The organism is Stenotrophomonas sp. ATCM1_4, from assembly GCF_004348115.1.
Lineage (GTDB): Bacteria > Pseudomonadota > Gammaproteobacteria > Xanthomonadales > Xanthomonadaceae > Stenotrophomonas > Stenotrophomonas capsici.
Window position 1 is genome coordinate 1,212,182 of record NZ_QPFB01000001.1, and the last position, 16,330, is coordinate 1,228,511.

The following is a 16,330-nucleotide window of genomic DNA, read 5'->3' on the forward strand; positions in this document are numbered from 1 at the left end:
GCGGAGGAATCACATGTTCACGACCCTGGTAGCAGTGATCGCAGCACTGGTGGTGGGCCATCTGGCCCCGGCCATGATGGCGGCCGTGCGCGATTGGCGCTGGTTCGGCCGCTGGATGCACTGGCTGCAGGGGCAATCCGGCCAGGAGGGCGCCGGGCGCTACTGGCTGGCCCTGCCGATCCTGCCGTGCGTGGGGCTGGTGGCGCTGCTGCAATGGGCGCTGGACGAGCGCCTGTACGGGCTGCCGGCGCTGCTGTTCGGCGTACTGGTGCTGGCGGTGTGCTGGGGCCCGCGTGACCTGGACCGCGATGTCGAGGCGGTGATCGATGCCGAGGACGCGCCCGCGCGCGATCTGGCGATATCCCACCTGCAGGCCGCCGGCGGCAGCCTGCGCGAGGACGCGCCGTCGCTGGTCGAGGCGACCGTCATCGATGCGCTGCGGCGCTGGTTCGCGCCGTTGTTCTGGTTCCTGTTGCTGGGCCCGTTCGCGGTGGTGCTGTACCGGTTGCTGGCGCAGTCGGTGCAGGGGCCGCAGTCCGCGCAGGTGGGCCCGGCCAGCCGCGAAGGCGGTGGCTGGTTGCTGGCGGTGCTGGAATGGCCGGTGGCGCAGCTGATGACCCTGGCGATGGCGCTGGTCGGCAACTTCGATACGGTGTTCTCCGCGTGGCGGCAGGCAGGCGGCAACCGCTGGGCGCTGTCGTCGGCGTTCGTGGGCAAGGCGGCGCGTGCCGGCGTTGGTGCCGAGCTGGTGGATGAAGCCGAAGAAGCCCGCCTGTCGGGGCAGATGGCCCCGGACGAGCGTTACCCGGAGCTGCGCGATGCGATGAGCCTGGTCTGGCGCATGCTGCTGTTGTGGATGGCGCTGCTGGCCCTGTTGGTGATTGCAGGCTGGGTGGGCTGACCCCCGCAGGAGCGGCCTCGGCCGCGAAGCCGAGGCACTCTCAGTGGCACGGAACGCGGGACATCGTGCAGGTGATCACACGTACTGCCGGGACCGGCACGCAGTTTCTGCTTGGCGGCCGAGGCAACCGGGTCAGCCGGGGGCGAGCAGGTTGAAGGGGTACCAGGGCAGGTTGCGGGCGACCCAGTAGCCGAGCACCAGCACCAGCCACGGTATCGGCCGGGCGAACAACCGCACCAGCGGCAGCCATCGCGCGGGCCACAGGCCGGCGCCATGCAGGGCCATCACCAGTACCGGGATGATCGAGAGCACCAGCAGGGGGTTCATCGCCATGGCCTGCGGAAGGTCCAGGTGGACCAGTGCGTGCAGGCAGCGGGTGCTGCCACAGCCCGGGCACCAGATGCCGGTGAGGGCGTAGAACGGGCAGCCGGGGAGCGGATTGCCGGGGACGTTCGGGTCCACCCGGCGCAGGATCACCGCGGCACCGGCGCTGATGCTGGCAATCGCGGCCAGGGGCGCGTAACGGAGCAGGTGCTGCGGGAATTTCATGTCGATCAGGACCGGCCGGTTGCGGGCAACCGGCCGGCCAGGTGCATCAGTAGCTCGAAGCGCCGCTCATCGCGCCGCCCAGGCCCAGCATGGTGAACAGCACGAAGTACAGGATGGTCACGACGATGCCGGCGATGGCAGCGTAGATGGCCCACTTCTTGGCCTTTTCCGAGGCATCACGGGCACCGGCGATATCGCCGGCAGCCAGCAGGCCGTTGACCTTGGCGGCATGGATGATCGACACGATGCCCAGCGGCAGGCAGCAGAACAGGGTGGACAGGATCGCCCAGACGAGGTTGTTGGAAACGGCAGGACTGCTGGTATTCACGTAAAGCTCCTTGTAGAAAAAATCAGCGTGACTTGCAGGAATTTGCGGCAATGATCGGCGAAATGACCATGGTGGCCACCCAGCACAGCGGCCAGGTGATCCATCCGATGAACACGAACAGCAGCAGGAAATTGACGAAGGCCAGCGCCCAGTAACCGAACATGACGATCAGCCCGGTGACGACGTTGCCCGCATACAGGTGGCCGATGCCGAACACCTGGAACAGGCCGGGCACCACTTCCAGCAACGCAGCCACGCCACCGGACTTGTGCGGGTGGTAATAGTGATGCACCTGCTGCGGAGCGGCAGGTGGTGCCGGTGGCGGTACTGGCAATGTCGAGGTGGTGTTCTGGTCCATGAATCCCCTTTCGCGAGGCATGCCGCGATCCCCTTGCAGCACGCTTGGGCGGTAGGGTATCCAGTTGTCCTACTTCTGGAAAGCGTGATCTCTTACGCTTCACCACCTCTTAACGTCCGCACGAGCGTTTCCAGCCGTGCGGCGTCGGTGTCCTGCCCATTCACGGGAGCGGCGGCGACCACCTCCACGTGCGCGCGGAAGCGGCGCGGCACGCGCATCCGGCCCAGGCGGGTATCGCGGCGGCTCCACATGCTGGCCCACATGCCCTTCAGGGCCATCGGCACGACCGGAACCGGGCGGCGGGCCAGGATCTTCTCCACGCCCGACCTGAAGGCGGCGATCTCGCCATCGCGGGTCAATGCGCCCTCGGGGAAGATGCAGACCAGCTCGCCTTCGGCCAGCGCGGCATCGACTTCGTCGAAGGCACGCTGCATCAGCGCGGCGTCTTCCTTGGGGCTGGCGATCGGGATGGCCTTGGCGGTACGGAAGATCCAGCGCATCACCGGGATGTTGAAGATCTTGTAGTACATGACGAAGCGTACCGGGCGCGGGATCGTCGCCGACAGGATCAATGCATCCATGTAGCTGACATGATTGCAGACGATCAGCGCAGCACCCTCGTCCGGCACGTTGTCCTCCACGCCCCTGACGCGCAGCTTGTACAGCGTGCGCACCATCAGCCAGCTGAGGAAGCGCATCAGGAACTCGGGGACGATGCTGAAGATGTAAACCGCCACCACCACGTTGGCGATGGTCAGTACCAGCAGCAGTTGCGGGATGGTCAGGCCGGGCAGCGGCAGCGTGTAGCCGAACAGGGTCAGCTGCTTGAGCTGCAGCAGCAGTCCAAGCACGGCGGCGGCGACGATGAAGCCGGAGTTCTGGATGTTGAGCGCGGCGAACACGCGCGACATCTCCGACCGGGGCGTGCGGCTCTGGATCAGCGCGAACAGCGGCACCACGAAGAAGCCGGTGAACAGGCCGATGCCGAGCAGGTCGATGACTATGCGCGCGCTGCCGGGCTGCTGCAGGAAGCCGGCCACGTCCAGCCCGGCCGCGGTCACCGCGCCGGTGCGGGCGAAATACAGGTCCAACAGGAACACGCTCATGCCGAACGCGCCCAGCGGTACCAGGCCGATCTCGACGATGCGCCCGGACAGCTTCTCGCACAGCAGCGAGCCGACGCCGGTGCCCAGCGAGAACAGCGCCAGGGCGAAGATGTACAGGGTATCGCCACCGCCGAGGTTGACCACGGCATAGGTGGGCAGCTGGGCGGTCAGCACGGTGCCGAAGAACCAGAACCAGGACACGCCGAGGATGGCGTTGCGCACCGCCTTCTGCTTCCTGGCCAGGCGCAGCACCGCCAGCGATTCGGTCCACGGGTTCCAGTTGATCTTCAGCTCCGGCGCACCGGCGTCCAGCCGCGGGATCATGCGCGCGGCGGTGTTGCCGGCCAGGGCCAGCGCGATGATCGCCACCGCCGCGACGACCGGCCCGTGGCTGCCGGCCAGCGAGAAGATCAGGCCGCCGGCGATCATGCCGGTGAGGATGGAAATGGAGGTGCCCATCTCGACCAGGCCGTTGCCACCGGTCAACTCCTCCGGCTTGAGGATGGAGGGCAGCACCGAGTACTTCACCGGCCCGAACAGCGTGGACTGCAGGCCGGTACAGAACAGCGCGACCAGCAGGACCGGCATGCTCTGGGTCAGGAAGCCGACCGCGGCCAGCGCCATGATCACGATTTCCATCGTGGTGGTGATCACGATGAGCTTCTGCTTCTCCATGCGCTCGGCGACCTGCCCGGCCAGCGCCGAGAACAGGAAGTACGGCAGGATGAACAGCGCCGGGGCCAGGTTGGTGTAGAGCGTGCGTTCTTCGGTGCTGACGCCGAGGAAGAACAGCAGGCCGATGATCGCCTGCCGGTAGATGTTGTCGTTGAAGGCGCCCAGCGCCTGGACGATGAAGAACGGGAGGAAGCGCCGTTGCTTGAGCAGGGCGAACTGGTTGTGGCCGGACATCGTGTCTCCTCGGTGCTGCGCGGCACATTAGCAGAGCCGGGTCAGCCCTTGGGCGAGGGCAACAGCGCCAGCAGGGCGCGCGCGGCCGGGGTGGGATCGGCCCGCCAGACCGCGCAGGTGCGGAACTGGAAGGGTTCGTCCAGCGGCCGGGCGATCACGCCGTGCATGTTTTCGGCCATGCTGGCTGGCGTCACCGAGACCGCCAGCCCCGCCGCGACCAGCTGCCGCTGCAACTCGCCGTGGGTGACTTCGTACTGCAGCTGCGGGTGGATGTCGCGGCCAAGCAGGGCGTCATCGACCAGGCGGCGCACGCCGGCGCCGGGCACCAGCGTGGCGTAGGGCTGGCCGTCGAGCGCCTGCAGCGGGATGCGCTCCAACGCCGCCAGCGGATGCCCGGGCGGCAGCACCATCGACAGCCCTTCCTCGTGCAGCAGGCGGTGTTGCGGCGGCAGCGGTACCTGCGGGCCGACCCCGACCAGGGCCACGTCGAGCAGGCCTTCGGCCAGGTCGGCCAGCAGCGCCTCGCTCATGCCCACCCGCAGGTGCACGTCCACCGCGGGATGGGCGGCGCGGAAGGTGGCCAGCAGCGCCGGGACGTCGACCACGTGCAGCGAGGTGATCTGGCCGATGTTGATGCGGCCGCGCACGCTGCCCAGCGCCAGTGCCATTTCCTCCTGCAGGCGGGCGGCCGCCTGCAGGGTGAGCCGGGCATTGCGCACGAACACCTCGCCGGCGCTGGTCAGCCGCACCCGGCGTGGGCCGCGTTCGAACAGGCGGGCACCGAGGGCCTCCTCCAGCCGGGCGATCTGGTGGCTCAGCCCCGATTGCACGGTGTGGCAGCGGCTGGCAGCGGCGGTGAAGCTGCCTTCCTCGGCCACGGCCACGGCGAATTCCAGCTGGCGCAGGGTGAACATGCCATCACTGAAACAGATGGATTGAATGAAAACAATACATTTGTGTCATTGAAAGGTGGGGGCCAGACTGCGTGCACTTTCCCCCGGCGACCGCAGCCATGTCCTCCTCCCCCACTTCCGCCCCGACCCTGCCGCAATCGCGGGTACTGCTGCTGGCCATCGCGACCGGCCTGATCGTGGCCAGCAACTACTACGCCCAGCCACTGCTGCAACTGCTGGCCGGTGATTTCAAGGTCAGCGCCAGCCAGGCCGGCTGGGTGGTGACCACCGCGCAGTTGGCCTATGCCACCGGCCTGTTGTTGATCGTGCCGCTGGGCGACCGCGTCGAACGGCGGCGATTGATCGTCGGCCTGTTCGTGCTGGCCGCGGTGGGGCTGGCGATCAGCGGCAGCGCCGGGCACCTGGGCCAGCTGCTGGTGGGCACCGGCCTGAGCGGGTTGTGCGCGGTGGCCGCGCAGGTGATCGTGCCGCACGCGGCGACGCTGACCGCCCCGGAGCACCGCGGTCGCGTGGTCGGCACGATCATGGCCGGGCTGCTGCTGGGCATCCTGCTGGCCCGCACGGCCTCCGGCGTGCTGGCCGGGATCGGTTCGTGGCACACGATCTATTGGGTGGCCTGCGTGGCGCTGCTGCTGTCGGCGTTGGCGCTGGCCCTGTTGCTGCCGGCGCATCGGCCCAGCACGCAGCTGTCCTATCCGCGCCTGATCGGCTCGGTGCTGGCCCTGCTGCGCGACGAGCCGGTGCTGCGCCAGCGTTCGCTGCTCGGTGCGTTGCTGTTTGCCGGGTTCAGCGTGTTCTGGACGCCGTTGGCGTTCCTGCTGTCCGGGCCGGCCTATGGCTATTCGATCGCCACCATCGGCCTGTTCGGCCTGGTCGGGGCCGCCGGTGCGCTGGCGGCCAGCCGCGCCGGCCGTCTGAGTGATCGTGGCTACGGGCGCTGGGTGGCCGGCGGAGGCCTGGTGATGATGCTGGCCTCGTGGGGCGTGCTGCTGCTGGCGCCGGTCTCGCTGGCGGCGCTGGTGGTGGGCGTACTGCTGCTGGATGTCGCCGTGCAGGCGGTGCACATCAACAACCAGAGCGTGATCTACCAGTTGGATGAAAACGCGCGCAGCCGCATCACCTCGGCCTACATGACCTGCTACTTCATCGGCGGTGCCACCGGCTCGGCGCTGGGCACCGCGGCCTGGACGTCGCACGGCTGGATGGGGGTGTGCATGGTCGGCATGGTGCTGGCGCTGGTGGGCGTAGGCGTGTTCTTCCTGCCGGCCAGGGCGGGCGCGGGCGCAACGGCCCGGTAGCGCCGGGCCACGCCCGGGCGGTGGTACGCGATGACGTGCAGCGCAGCGTGGCCCGGCGCTACCGTTGGCGGGGTTGGATGGCTTCGGCGGCGGTGCCGCGCAGCCGCGGCAGCAGGCGCAGCATCAACGCCAGTTGGGTGCGGACCAGGCGTGCCTTGTCGTCGATGTCATCGGGCACCTGTTCCAGCGCATCGGCCAGGGCGATTTCCTCTTCCTGCGGCGAGGCCGCCTCGCGCCGGCCCAGCGCGTCGGCCAGTTGTGCCAGCGACTGCTGCAGCTGACGGTGGCCGGCATCGATGATCGGGTCGGCATCGACGCTGGCCGATTGCGCGCGGTGTGCCCCCAGCGCGGATAGGTAGCTGAGCAGGGTGTTGGACAGGGCGAGGAAGCGGAAGCCGCCATCGAGGTTGCCGCGGGCATAGCCGGGCTCGCGCAACATGTTGGACAGTGCCACCGACAGCGCGACGTCGGCGTTGTGCATGTCGCGGCGGGCAATGCGGTAGGGCAGGTCGTCGCGCATGCCACTGCGGTACTGGCCCAGCACCTGCTCCAGGTAGGCATTGCTGGTGGCCAGCACCTGCGCCATCACCCGGTGCAGGCGCCGGCCCTGCCAGTCGGGCAGGATCAGCAGCGAGGCCAGCGCGGCGATCGCGCAGCCGATCAGGGTGTCGAACAGGCGTGGCCAGATCAGCACGAATCCATTGCCGAGCAGGTTGAAGCAGACCAGCGCCATCACCGTGATCGCGGCGGTGGCGACCAGGTAGCGGTCGGTGCGGGTGAAGAAGAACAGCAGTGCCGCCGCCAATGCCAGCAGCAGCTGCAGCTCGGTGCCGGGGAACAACTGCAGCACTGCCCAGGTGACGCCAAGGCCGGCGAGGGTGCCGCCAATGCGTTCGAACAGGCGCCGCCGGGTGGCACCGAAATGCGGCCGGCACACGAACACGATGGTCAGCAGGATCCAGTAGCCGTTCTCCGGGTGCACCAGCTTCAGCACCGCATAGCCGGCGATCAACGCCAGGGCGATGCGCAGGCCGTGGCGGAACAGCAGCGAGCCGGGGGTGAGTGCCTGACGCAGGCGCGTGGCCATTTCGCGCAAGGTGTGCGGCGAGGAATCGCGCAGGCGGGTGTCCACGCCTTCCAGCGGCGTATCGGCCAGCGAGGCTTCGGACAACTGCCGCTCGATGCTGGCCAGGTTGTGTGCCAGCAACTGCAGCGAGCCGAGCAGGCGCGCCCAGTGCGGGCGCTGCTGCTCGCGCAGGTATCGCAGGGATTCGTGCAGGTCCTGGCCGGCCTGGCGTGCCTGCTCGCCATAGTCGAACGGCTGGCGCAGGCGGATGGCCTGGCCCAGCGCCTGGCAGGCCTTGCCCTGCAGCGACAGCAGGCGCCGGCAGCGGTACAGCACGTCGCTGTGGAAGAAAGTCTCGGCCAGCGCCTCGTAGGGGTAATGCGAGGAGCTGGCGCGCTCGTGGAAGTCCTGCGCCATGTAGTACAGGCGGAAGTACAGGCCCGACTGCACGCCGGGCCGGCCGGAGCGGCCGAAGCGGCTGAGGATGGCGCTCTTGGCTGTGTTCAGCGCCTCGACCACGCGCACGTTCTGCTCGGCCAGCGCCAACCGCCGCGCTTCCAGGTTGCTGTGCCGCACCGGCTCGAACAGATCGGCCTTGAGCTGCAGGAAACGGCCCAGCTCGAAGAACAGCCGTGCCAGCCGCTCACGTACCGGGCGGTTGGCGAACATCGCCGTCCACAGGATCGACAGCGCGCCGTACCACGCAGCGCCGATCAACAGGTGTGCCACCTCGCGCCAGGCCATGTCCGGGGCCTTGAGCTGGTCCATCGCCAGCATGGTGTAGATGGCCAGCGTCACCGTGGCCTGGCCGATCGAGGCGTAGCGCTCGCCCAGCGCGCCGAGCAGGGTCAGGCCGAAGGCGGCCAGTGCCAGCGCGCCGATGAACGGCAGCGGGTGCGGGAACAGGTACACCACCGACGCGGCGGCAGCGCCGAAGCACAGCAGCGAGAGCAGGACCGATTTGGTGCGTCCCCACCCGTTGTCGTCGGTCTCGGCGATGGCGCTGGCGATGATGCCCAGGAACAGGCCGGGGATGGCGGCGATCTGGTCGTCGTACCAGCCATAGGCGAGCACGGTGGACAGGGCGATGAACACGCGCAGGCCATAGCTGGCTTTTTCGTGGGCCCAGAGCTGGCCGAGCTGGCGTTCGAGGCGGGGCATATCGACAGAAGGCAAGGCCATTGCGGTGGAGGAAGCGTGCGGCATCGACACGATTACCATCACCGGGTTGGCAATGAAAGGAGAATGGGATGAGACAGCGTAGCGTGGGCATGCTTGTGGCCGTGCTGATGACGGTGCCGGCCTGGGGGCAGGCACAACCCTCGGCCGAGGTCAGTCAGGCGGTGCAGGCCGCCACGCCGCAGCTGCAGGCATGGCGACGTGACCTGCACCAGCATCCGGAGCTGGGCGGGCAGGAGCGGCGTACCGCCGACCTCGTGGCCAGGCACCTGCGCGCGCTGGGGCTGCAGCCGCGCACCGGCATTGCCGGCACCGGTGTGGCCGCGGTGCTCAAGGGCGGCCGACCGGGGCCGAAGATCCTGATCCGCGCCGACATGGATGCGCTGCCGGTACGTGAGGAAACCGGCCTGCCGTTCGCCTCGCAGGTGACGGCGACCTATCGCGGCCAGTCGGTGGGGGTGATGCATGCCTGCGGCCACGATGCGCACGTGGCGATCCTGCTGGGGGTGGCACAGGCGCTGGCGGCACGCCGCGACAGCCTGCCGGGCGAGGTGATGTTCGTGTTCCAGCCGGCCGAGGAAGGCCCGGCCGTGCCCGGTGCGCCGTTCGGCGCCAAGTTGATGCTCGACGAGGGCCTGCTGCGCGACTTCACCCCGGAAGCCGCGTTCGGCCTGCATGTGTGGGCCGGCCTGCAGGTGGGGCAGGTCGGTTTCAGGTCGGGGCCGTTGCTGGCCTCGGCCGATGAGTGGTCGCTGACCGTGACCGGCAAGCAGACGCACGGCTCGCGGCCGTGGGATGGCGTGGACCCGATCACGGTGGGCGCGCAGGTGCTGCTGGGCACGCAGAGCATGATCGCGCGCCAGGTCAACATCGCGCAGACCCCGGTGGTGCTGACCGCCGGCCAGTTCAACAGTGGCGTGCGCTTCAACATCATTCCCGAGCAGGCCACGCTGGTGGGCACGTTGCGCACCTTCGATGCGCAGGTGCGCGAGGACGTGATCGCGCGCTTCGAGCGCATCGCCACCGATTACGCGCATGCCGCCGGCGCCACCGCGGCATTGACCGTGGACAACAATGCACCGGCGACGATCAATGACCCGGTGTTGTCGCAGCGGGTGCGGCCGTCGTTGGAAAAGGTGGCCGGCGCCGGGCAGGTGGTGGAGATGCCGTTGCAGACCATCGCCGAGGATTTCTCGCAGTTCGCCAACCGCGTGCCGGGGTTCTATTTCCTGGTGGGTTCGACCGGTGCCGGGATCGATCCGGCACAGGCACCGGCCAATCATTCGCCGCGTTTCCTGTTGGACGAAGCAGCCTTGGCCAACGGCATGGCGGCGATGTTGCAGGTGACCACGGATTACCTGGAGGCCGGCGCAACCCGCTAGCGCGCCGGCATGCCGCGGCGCTACCGGTTCGCCGCGCGCATGAAGTCGATGAACACCCGCAGCTTGGGGGCGAGCTGGTCGCGCGACGGGTAGTAGAGGTGGAAGCCGGCGAAAGGCGGTTGCCATGCTTGGAGCACCGCTTGCAGATGGCCGGCGGCGATGTCGGCGCGCACGGTGTGCGCGAACACCTGCTGCAGGCCCAGGCCGCTGCGCGTGGCCTGCAGCGCCAGGTGGCTGTCGTTGAGCAGCAGCGGACCGTCGACTTCGACATGGAAATCGCGGCCGTCGCGGCTGAACTCCCAGGCCATGATGCGGCCATCGCTGCTACGGTGGCGGATGCAGGCATGCCCGACCAGTGCTTCCGGGCGGTCCGGGACGCCATGCCGTCGCAGGTAGGACGGTGCACCCACCACCACCAGTTGCAGCGGTGGCCCCAGCGGCACGGCGATCATCCCGGCGGCCAGCGATTCGCCCAGGCGGATGCCGGCATCGAAGCCTTCGGCCACGACGTCGACCATGGCCGGCTGCACCGACAGCTCGACCTGCACCTGCGGGTAGCGGGCGTGGAAGCCGGGCAGGAACGGCAGCAGCAGGTGCTCGGCCGGGAAGCGCGGGGTGGTGATGCGCAATTGGCCGCCGGGAACGTCACGGCTCTCCTCCACCGCCTGCAGCGCCCCACCGATGCGTGCCAGTGCGGGCACCGTTTCCTGCAGAAGACGCTGGCCGGGCTCGGTCAGCCCGACGGTACGCGTGGTCCGCTGCAGCAGGCGGGTGCCGAGGCGGCGCTCCAGGCTGCGGATGGTCTGCGACAGCGCCGAGGGTGACACGCCCAGTTCCGCCGCCGCCTGGCGGAAGCTGGCCAGCCGGGCCACGCAGGCGAAGGCGACCAACGCGGGCAGCAGGGCAGGGTCGATTGTGCGGTCTGGCTTCATGGTCAGTCCCGATTATGCGGGTTTATCGCCTGCCGGGCGCGGCCTACAGTGGCCGTCCCCCTGATCCTTGGAGTCGACGATGCAGACCCGCGTATTGGGCCGTGACGGCCCGGTTGTTTCCGCCCTTGGCCTTGGCTGCATGGGCATGAGTGCGTTCTATGGCGGCCGTGGCGATGACGCGGCGGCGATCCAGGTGATCCATCGTGCGCTGGAGCGTGGCGTCACCCTGCTCGACACCGCTGACATGTATGGCCCGCATACCAACGAGGTGCTGGTCGGGCGTGCGATCGCCGATCGCCGCGCGCAGGTGTTCCTGGCCACCAAGTTCGGCGTGCGCCTGGATGCCTATGATCCGCAGGCGCGTGGTGTGGATGGCCGCCCGGAGTACGTGCAGGCCGCGTGCGAGGCCAGCCTGCAGCGGCTGGGCGTGGAGCATATCGACCTGTACTACCAGCACCGCGTGGACCCGAATGTGCCGATCGAAGACACCGTGGGGGCGATGGCGCGGCTGGTCGAGCAGGGCAAGGTGCGTTATCTGGGCCTGTCCGAAGCGGCGCCGGAGACCATCCGTCGTGCGCATGCGGTGCATCCGATCACCGCGCTGCAGACCGAGTATTCGCTGTGGTCGCGCGAGCCGGAGCACAACGGCGTGTTGCATACGGTGCGCGAGCTGGGCATTGGTTTCGTGCCGTACTCGCCGCTGGGGCGTGGCTTCCTGACCGGTGCGATCCGCAGCCCGGATGATTTCGAGGACGGCGATTACCGGCGCAATTCGCCGCGCTTCCAGGGCGAGAACTTCGCCCGCAACCTGGCGTTGGTGGAGCAGGTCAACGCGATTGCCGCCGCCAAGGGCGTCAGCCCCGGGCAGCTGGCATTGGCCTGGGTGCTGGCCCAGGGCGATGACCTGGTGCCGATCCCGGGTACCAAGCGCCTGGCCTACCTGGAGGAAAACCTGGGTGCGCTCGACGTGGTGCTGGATGCCGACGAGCTGGCCCGCATCGACGCGGTGTTCCCGGTGGACGTGGCCGCCGGTGCGCGTTACCCGGCGGCGAGCATCGGCAGCGTGCATCGCTGAGGGGGCGTGAGGGCGGCTCTGCGCTTGGGCTTCTCGCTCGGGTGCTGTGTTTCATCCCGCCGGAAAAAGGGAAGCAACAAAAAAGGGCGGCCTCAAGGCCGCCCTTTTCGTCTTCCGTCACGCCGATGCCTTACTGCTGCTCGCGCGCGATCGCGCGCCAGCCGATGTCGTTGCGATGGAACTCGTTGGCCCAGTGGATCTTCGCAACGCCTGCATAGGCATGCTGCTGCGCATCGGACACGCTGTCGCCCAGTGCCGCCACGCACAGCACGCGGCCACCGGCGCTGACCACGTTGCCGTCGGCATCCAGCGCGGTACCGGCATGGAACACCTTGGCGCTGCCCGGCACGTCCGCCAGGCCGCTGATGACCTCGCCGGTGATCGGCGTTTCCGGGTACGGCTTTGCCGCCATCACCACGCCCAGCGACGGGCGCGGATCCCACTGCGCGTCCACGCCGGCCAGCGCGCCGTCGATGGCGGCTTCGACCAGGTCGACCAGGTCCGACTGCAGGCGCAGCATCACCGGCTGGGTTTCCGGGTCGCCGAAGCGCACGTTGAACTCGATCACCTTCGGTGCACCGCTGGCGTCGATCATCAGGCCCGCGTAGAGGAAGCCGGTGAACGGCACGCCGTCGGCGATCATGCCGGCCACGGTCGGTTCCACCACTTCACGCATCACCCGCGCGTGCACGTCCGGCGTCACCACCGGGGCCGGCGAGTACGCACCCATGCCGCCGGTGTTCGGGCCGGTGTCGCCATCGCCCACGCGCTTGTGGTCCTGGCTGGTGGCCATCGGCAGCGCGACGCGGCCATCGACCATCGAGATGAAGCTGGCTTCCTCGCCCTCCAGGAACTCCTCGATCACCACGCGCGCCCCGGCATCGCCGAAGGCATTGCCGCTGAGCATGTCGCGCACCGCGGCTTCGGCTTCGTCCAGCGTCATCGCCACGATCACGCCCTTGCCGGCGGCCAGGCCGTCGGCCTTGATGACGATGGGCGCACCCTTCTCGTGCAGGTAGGCCAGCGCGGCATCAACCTCGGTGTGCACGGCGTAGTACGCGGTGGGAATGCCATGGCGGGCCAGGAAATCCTTGGCGAACGCCTTGCTGCCCTCCAGCTGCGCGGCGGCGGCGGTCGGCCCGAAAATGCGCAGGCCGGCGGCACGGAAGGTGTCGACCACGCCAGCCACCAGCGGTACTTCCGGGCCGACCACGGTCAGGCCCACGGCCTCATCCTGGGCCAGCTTCAGCAGCCCGGCGATGTCGGTGACCTTGACCGCGACGTTGCGGCACTTGCCTTCGGTGGCGGTGCCGGCATTGCCCGGGGCGACGATCACTTCGCTCACGCGCGCGGACTGCGCCAGCTTCCAGGCCAGGGCGTGTTCACGGCCACCAGAGCCGATGACGAGGATTTTCATGGGGGTCGGTTCCTGTGGGGCTTTCAATGGGAGACGCATTGCGACGAGGCCAGCGTGACTTCGAAGAACACCGCGCCGTTGGCATCGATGAAGCGTCGGCGTACGCCACCACCATTGGCATAGATCGGCTGCAGGGTGGTGTCCTGGCAGAGTTGCACGATGAACTCGGCTTCATCCCTGCGCAGGGACGCGAACACATCCGGCTTGGCCTTGGCCATCGCCACGGTGGCATCGGGGAAGCGGATCACCTGCACCAGGTCATCGCCGTGGCGGTGCATCGAGTCGATCACCAGCCCTTCGCGGTAGGGCGCGGGCAGCTGCTCCTGCATCTGCGCCACCACCTGTTGTTGTGCCGCGCGCAGGGCACTGTCGCCGCAACCGGCGAGCAGCGTGACGCCTCCCAGCAGGAAAACGCGAAGGATCGAATGCATCAGTTGCAGCCCTCCAGTTGCAGTTCGGCAGGCATCGGGTAGCGCGACTGCGCAGGCTCGTAGGTGATGACGTGGGTCTTGCTGACACGGCCGCGGCAGCCGTTGCCATTTTCGTGTACCTGCAACGGCCAGTACGCAAGGCCGGGCTGGCTGTCGTCGAGGCGGACCTCGAGGTTGAGGTCCAGGCGCCCGTGCGAGCAGTGCCCGGCGTCATTGCACTCGATGGCGTTGTGGTCGTCCAGGTGGGTGCGCAGCCAGCCGGCGTCGGCCACCTTGTCGCCGCCGTCGAATACCAGCCAGGCCCGATTGCGCATCACCGAGCCGACCGCGACCAGTTCGTCGTCGATCTGGTACGCCCAGGCACCGGCGCCAACCTGCAGCGTGCTGACCGTGCCCGGTTGCCCGCCGGCACCGCTGGCACGTCCGGGCAGCTCGGCGGCCAACGACATGCGGCCGTCGGCCGCTTCGTGCAGCACGATGAAATCGGTGGTGCCCAGTTCGATGGAAGTGGCGTCATCGTAGTGGGTGCAGACCGCAAGCATGCGGTACCGCTTGCCGCCGATGACCGCGGCCTGGTCGGCGCAGACGTCGCGGTGGATCGGGCGGACGTGATCCATGTCCGGATCCGTCAGCTGCTGCGCCCAGGGTCCCTTCAGCTGTGCAGGCGCGCCGTAGCGCTCCTGCAGCAGTGCCAGCACGGCGTCGTCGTGGCGCAGCACCGGCACCTTCGCCTCCGCCTGGGCGGGGGCGGGCTTGTCCTGCTGGCAGGCGGCCAGCAGGAGCACGGCGCCCAGGGAAACCGATCGTAGAAACACCCCCGTCGCCATCGTCGCGGTACTCAGTGACGGAAGTGGCGAACGCCGGTGAACACCATGGCGATGCCATGTTCGTCGGCCGCGGCGATCACTTCGGCATCGCGCATCGAACCGCCCGGCTGGATCACCGCGGTGATGCCGGCTTCGGCGGCCGCGTCCAGGCCGTCGCGGAACGGGAAGAACGCATCGGAAGCCATCACCGAGCCCGGCACCACCAGCCCGGCATCGGCGGCCTTGATGCCGGCGATGCGCGCGGAGTACACGCGGCTCATCTGGCCGGCGCCCACGCCGATGGTGCGCTCGTCCTTGGCGTAGACGATCGCGTTGGACTTGACGTACTTGGCCACGCGCCAGGCGAACAGCAGGTCGCGCAGTTCGGCGGCGCTCGGTGCACGCTGGGTCACCGTCTTCAGCTCATCGGTGGTCATGCCGCGGTTGTCGGCGCTCTGGATCAGCAGGCCAGAACCAATGCGCTTGGTGTCGTAGTTGTTGCGCGCCTCACCGGCCGGGATGCGCAGCACGCGCACGTTGGCCTTCTTGGTGGCGTACTCCAGCGCGGCCGGCTCGTAGTCCGGGGCGATCAGCACTTCGACGAACTGGCGGTCGAGGATGGCCTTGGCGGTGGCCGCATCCAGCGTGCGGTTGAAGGCCAGGATGCCGCCGAAGGCGCTGGTCGGGTCGGTGTTGTAGGCCATCTCATACGCGGCGCCGACATCGGCGGCCACGGCCACGCCGCAGGGGTTGGCGTGCTTGACGATGACGCAGGCCGGCACGTCGAACTGGCGCACGCATTCCCAAGCGGCATCGGCGTCGGCCAGGTTGTTGTAGCTCAGTTCCTTGCCCTGCAGCTGCACGAAGGTGGCCAACGTGCCCGGTACCGGCCACAGGTCACGGTAGAACACACCGCTCTGGTGCGGGTTCTCGCCGTAGCGCAGGTCCATCACCTTCACGAAGGTGGAGTTCATCTGCGCCGGGTATTCCTCGCGCACCGGTACCGCGGCGGTGGTGTCGCTGACTGCGGACAGGTAGTTGCTGATCGCTGCGTCGTACTGGGCGACGCGGTTGAACGCGGCCACCGACAGCTCGAATCGCTTGGCGGCCGACAGCTTGCCGTCGTGGGCATTCAATTCGGCCAGCAGGGCGTCGTACTGGTCCGGGCTGGTGGCCACGGCGACGCGGGCGAAATTCTTCGCGGCGCTGCGCAGCATGGCCGGGCCGCCGATGTCGATGTTCTCCACCGCGTCGGCCAGGGTGCAGTCGGCCTTGGCGGTGACCGACTCGAACGGATACAGGTTCAGCACCAGCAGGTCGATCGGCGCGATGCCGTGTTCGGCCATCACCGCATCGTCGGTGCCTGCGCGGCCGAGCAGGCCACCATGCACCAGCGGGTGCAGGGTCTTGACCCGCCCGTCCATCATTTCCGGGAAGCCGGTGACATCGGAGACGTCGGTGACCGGCAGGCCGGCGTCGCGGATCGCCTTGGCGGTACCGCCGGTGGAGAGCAGCTCGACGTTGCGGGCGGCCAGGGCGCGGGCCAGTTCGACCAGACCGGTCTTGTCGGAAACGGACAGCAGGGCCCGGCGGACGGGCAGCAGATCAGCAGACATGGGGACAGGGGGCAGCGGAAGCGGGCCGGTATTGTAGCCGGGCCGTCACATCCGTGACCTGTG

The 16,330-nt window shown here is 68.5% G+C and carries 15 protein-coding genes; 4 read left to right on the forward strand and 11 right to left on the reverse strand.

All coding sequences use genetic code 11. The features are described from left to right. Window positions 1–13 precede the first annotated feature (13 nt). Window positions 14–901: a regulatory signaling modulator protein AmpE gene (gene ampE, locus ATCM_RS05805; protein ID WP_132863336.1), complete on the forward strand. Its 888-nt coding sequence runs from the start codon at window positions 14–16 to the stop codon at window positions 899–901. A gap of 132 nt (window positions 902–1,033) precedes the next feature. On the opposite strand, the gene ATCM_RS05810 is transcribed toward ampE, so the two are convergent. The 5 genes from ATCM_RS05810 to ATCM_RS05830 all read right to left on the reverse strand — a co-directional run bounded on the left by ATCM_RS05810 (window position 1,034) and on the right by ATCM_RS05830 (window position 5,065). Then, on the reverse strand, window positions 1,034–1,450 hold the full coding sequence (locus ATCM_RS05810; RefSeq protein ID WP_132863338.1) for a DUF2752 domain-containing protein: 417 nt from the start codon (window positions 1,448–1,450) through the stop codon (window positions 1,034–1,036). A 46-nt stretch (window positions 1,451–1,496) separates the two neighbouring features. Then, complete coding sequence (locus ATCM_RS05815; protein ID WP_132863340.1) at window positions 1,497–1,778, reverse strand: CD225/dispanin family protein; 282 nt, start codon at window positions 1,776–1,778, stop codon at window positions 1,497–1,499. 22 nt (window positions 1,779–1,800) lie between these two features. Continuing rightward, the gene (locus ATCM_RS05820) at window positions 1,801–2,136 is read right to left on the reverse strand and encodes a hypothetical protein (protein WP_132863342.1); all 336 of its coding nucleotides are present in this window, start codon (window positions 2,134–2,136) and stop codon (window positions 1,801–1,803) included. Window positions 2,137–2,228: 92 nt separating this feature from the next. Beyond that, window positions 2,229–4,151 carry an MFS transporter gene (locus ATCM_RS05825; RefSeq protein WP_132863344.1) on the reverse strand — a complete coding sequence of 641 codons (1,923 nt, stop codon included), beginning with the start codon at window positions 4,149–4,151 and terminating at the stop codon, window positions 2,229–2,231. A gap of 41 nt (window positions 4,152–4,192) precedes the next feature. After that, complete coding sequence (locus ATCM_RS05830; RefSeq protein ID WP_132863345.1) at window positions 4,193–5,065, reverse strand: LysR family transcriptional regulator; 873 nt, start codon at window positions 5,063–5,065, stop codon at window positions 4,193–4,195. Window positions 5,066–5,163: 98 nt separating this feature from the next. Here ATCM_RS05830 and ATCM_RS05835 point away from each other — a divergent pair, with 98 nt between their 5' ends. After that, complete coding sequence (locus ATCM_RS05835; protein ID WP_132863346.1) at window positions 5,164–6,363, forward strand: MFS transporter; 1,200 nt, start codon at window positions 5,164–5,166, stop codon at window positions 6,361–6,363. 58 nt (window positions 6,364–6,421) lie between these two features. Here ATCM_RS05835 and yccS read toward each other — a convergent pair whose 3' ends face one another. Continuing rightward, a complete protein-coding gene (gene yccS / locus ATCM_RS05840) occupies window positions 6,422–8,590 on the reverse strand; it encodes a YccS family putative transporter (protein ID WP_132863347.1) in 2,169 nt (722 codons plus the stop codon). 89 nt (window positions 8,591–8,679) lie between these two features. On the opposite strand from yccS, the gene ATCM_RS05845 reads away from it, so the two are divergent. Continuing rightward, window positions 8,680–9,990 carry an amidohydrolase gene (locus ATCM_RS05845; RefSeq protein ID WP_132863349.1) on the forward strand — a complete coding sequence of 437 codons (1,311 nt, stop codon included), beginning with the start codon at window positions 8,680–8,682 and terminating at the stop codon, window positions 9,988–9,990. Window positions 9,991–10,010: 20 nt separating this feature from the next. Here ATCM_RS05845 and ATCM_RS05850 read toward each other — a convergent pair whose 3' ends face one another. Beyond that, entirely contained in the window at window positions 10,011–10,922 is a 912-nt protein-coding gene (locus ATCM_RS05850; RefSeq protein WP_207911780.1) for a LysR family transcriptional regulator, read from the reverse strand. 79 nt (window positions 10,923–11,001) lie between these two features. Between ATCM_RS05850 and ATCM_RS05855 the strand changes: the two genes are divergently transcribed. After that, on the forward strand, window positions 11,002–11,997 hold the full coding sequence (locus tag ATCM_RS05855; protein WP_132863350.1) for an aldo/keto reductase: 996 nt from the start codon (window positions 11,002–11,004) through the stop codon (window positions 11,995–11,997). A gap of 130 nt (window positions 11,998–12,127) precedes the next feature. Here the strand turns inward: ATCM_RS05855 and purD are convergent, their stop codons facing one another. From purD to purH, 4 genes are read right to left on the reverse strand one after another with little or no spacing between them, the layout of a single operon-like run. Further along, window positions 12,128–13,414: a phosphoribosylamine--glycine ligase gene (purD, locus tag ATCM_RS05860; RefSeq protein ID WP_132863352.1), complete on the reverse strand. Its 1,287-nt coding sequence runs from the start codon at window positions 13,412–13,414 to the stop codon at window positions 12,128–12,130. A gap of 23 nt (window positions 13,415–13,437) precedes the next feature. Next, window positions 13,438–13,845: a hypothetical protein gene (locus tag ATCM_RS05865; RefSeq protein ID WP_132863354.1), complete on the reverse strand. Its 408-nt coding sequence runs from the start codon at window positions 13,843–13,845 to the stop codon at window positions 13,438–13,440. Beyond that, window positions 13,845–14,630: a hypothetical protein gene (locus ATCM_RS05870; RefSeq protein WP_132863356.1), complete on the reverse strand. Its 786-nt coding sequence runs from the start codon at window positions 14,628–14,630 to the stop codon at window positions 13,845–13,847. The genes ATCM_RS05865 and ATCM_RS05870 overlap by 1 nt, the downstream gene beginning before the upstream one ends. 53 nt (window positions 14,631–14,683) lie before the next feature. Continuing rightward, window positions 14,684–16,267, reverse strand: coding sequence for a bifunctional phosphoribosylaminoimidazolecarboxamide formyltransferase/IMP cyclohydrolase (gene purH / locus ATCM_RS05875; RefSeq protein WP_132863358.1), 1,584 nt, complete (start codon window positions 16,265–16,267; stop codon window positions 14,684–14,686). Between the last annotated feature and the right edge of the window lie 63 nt (window positions 16,268–16,330).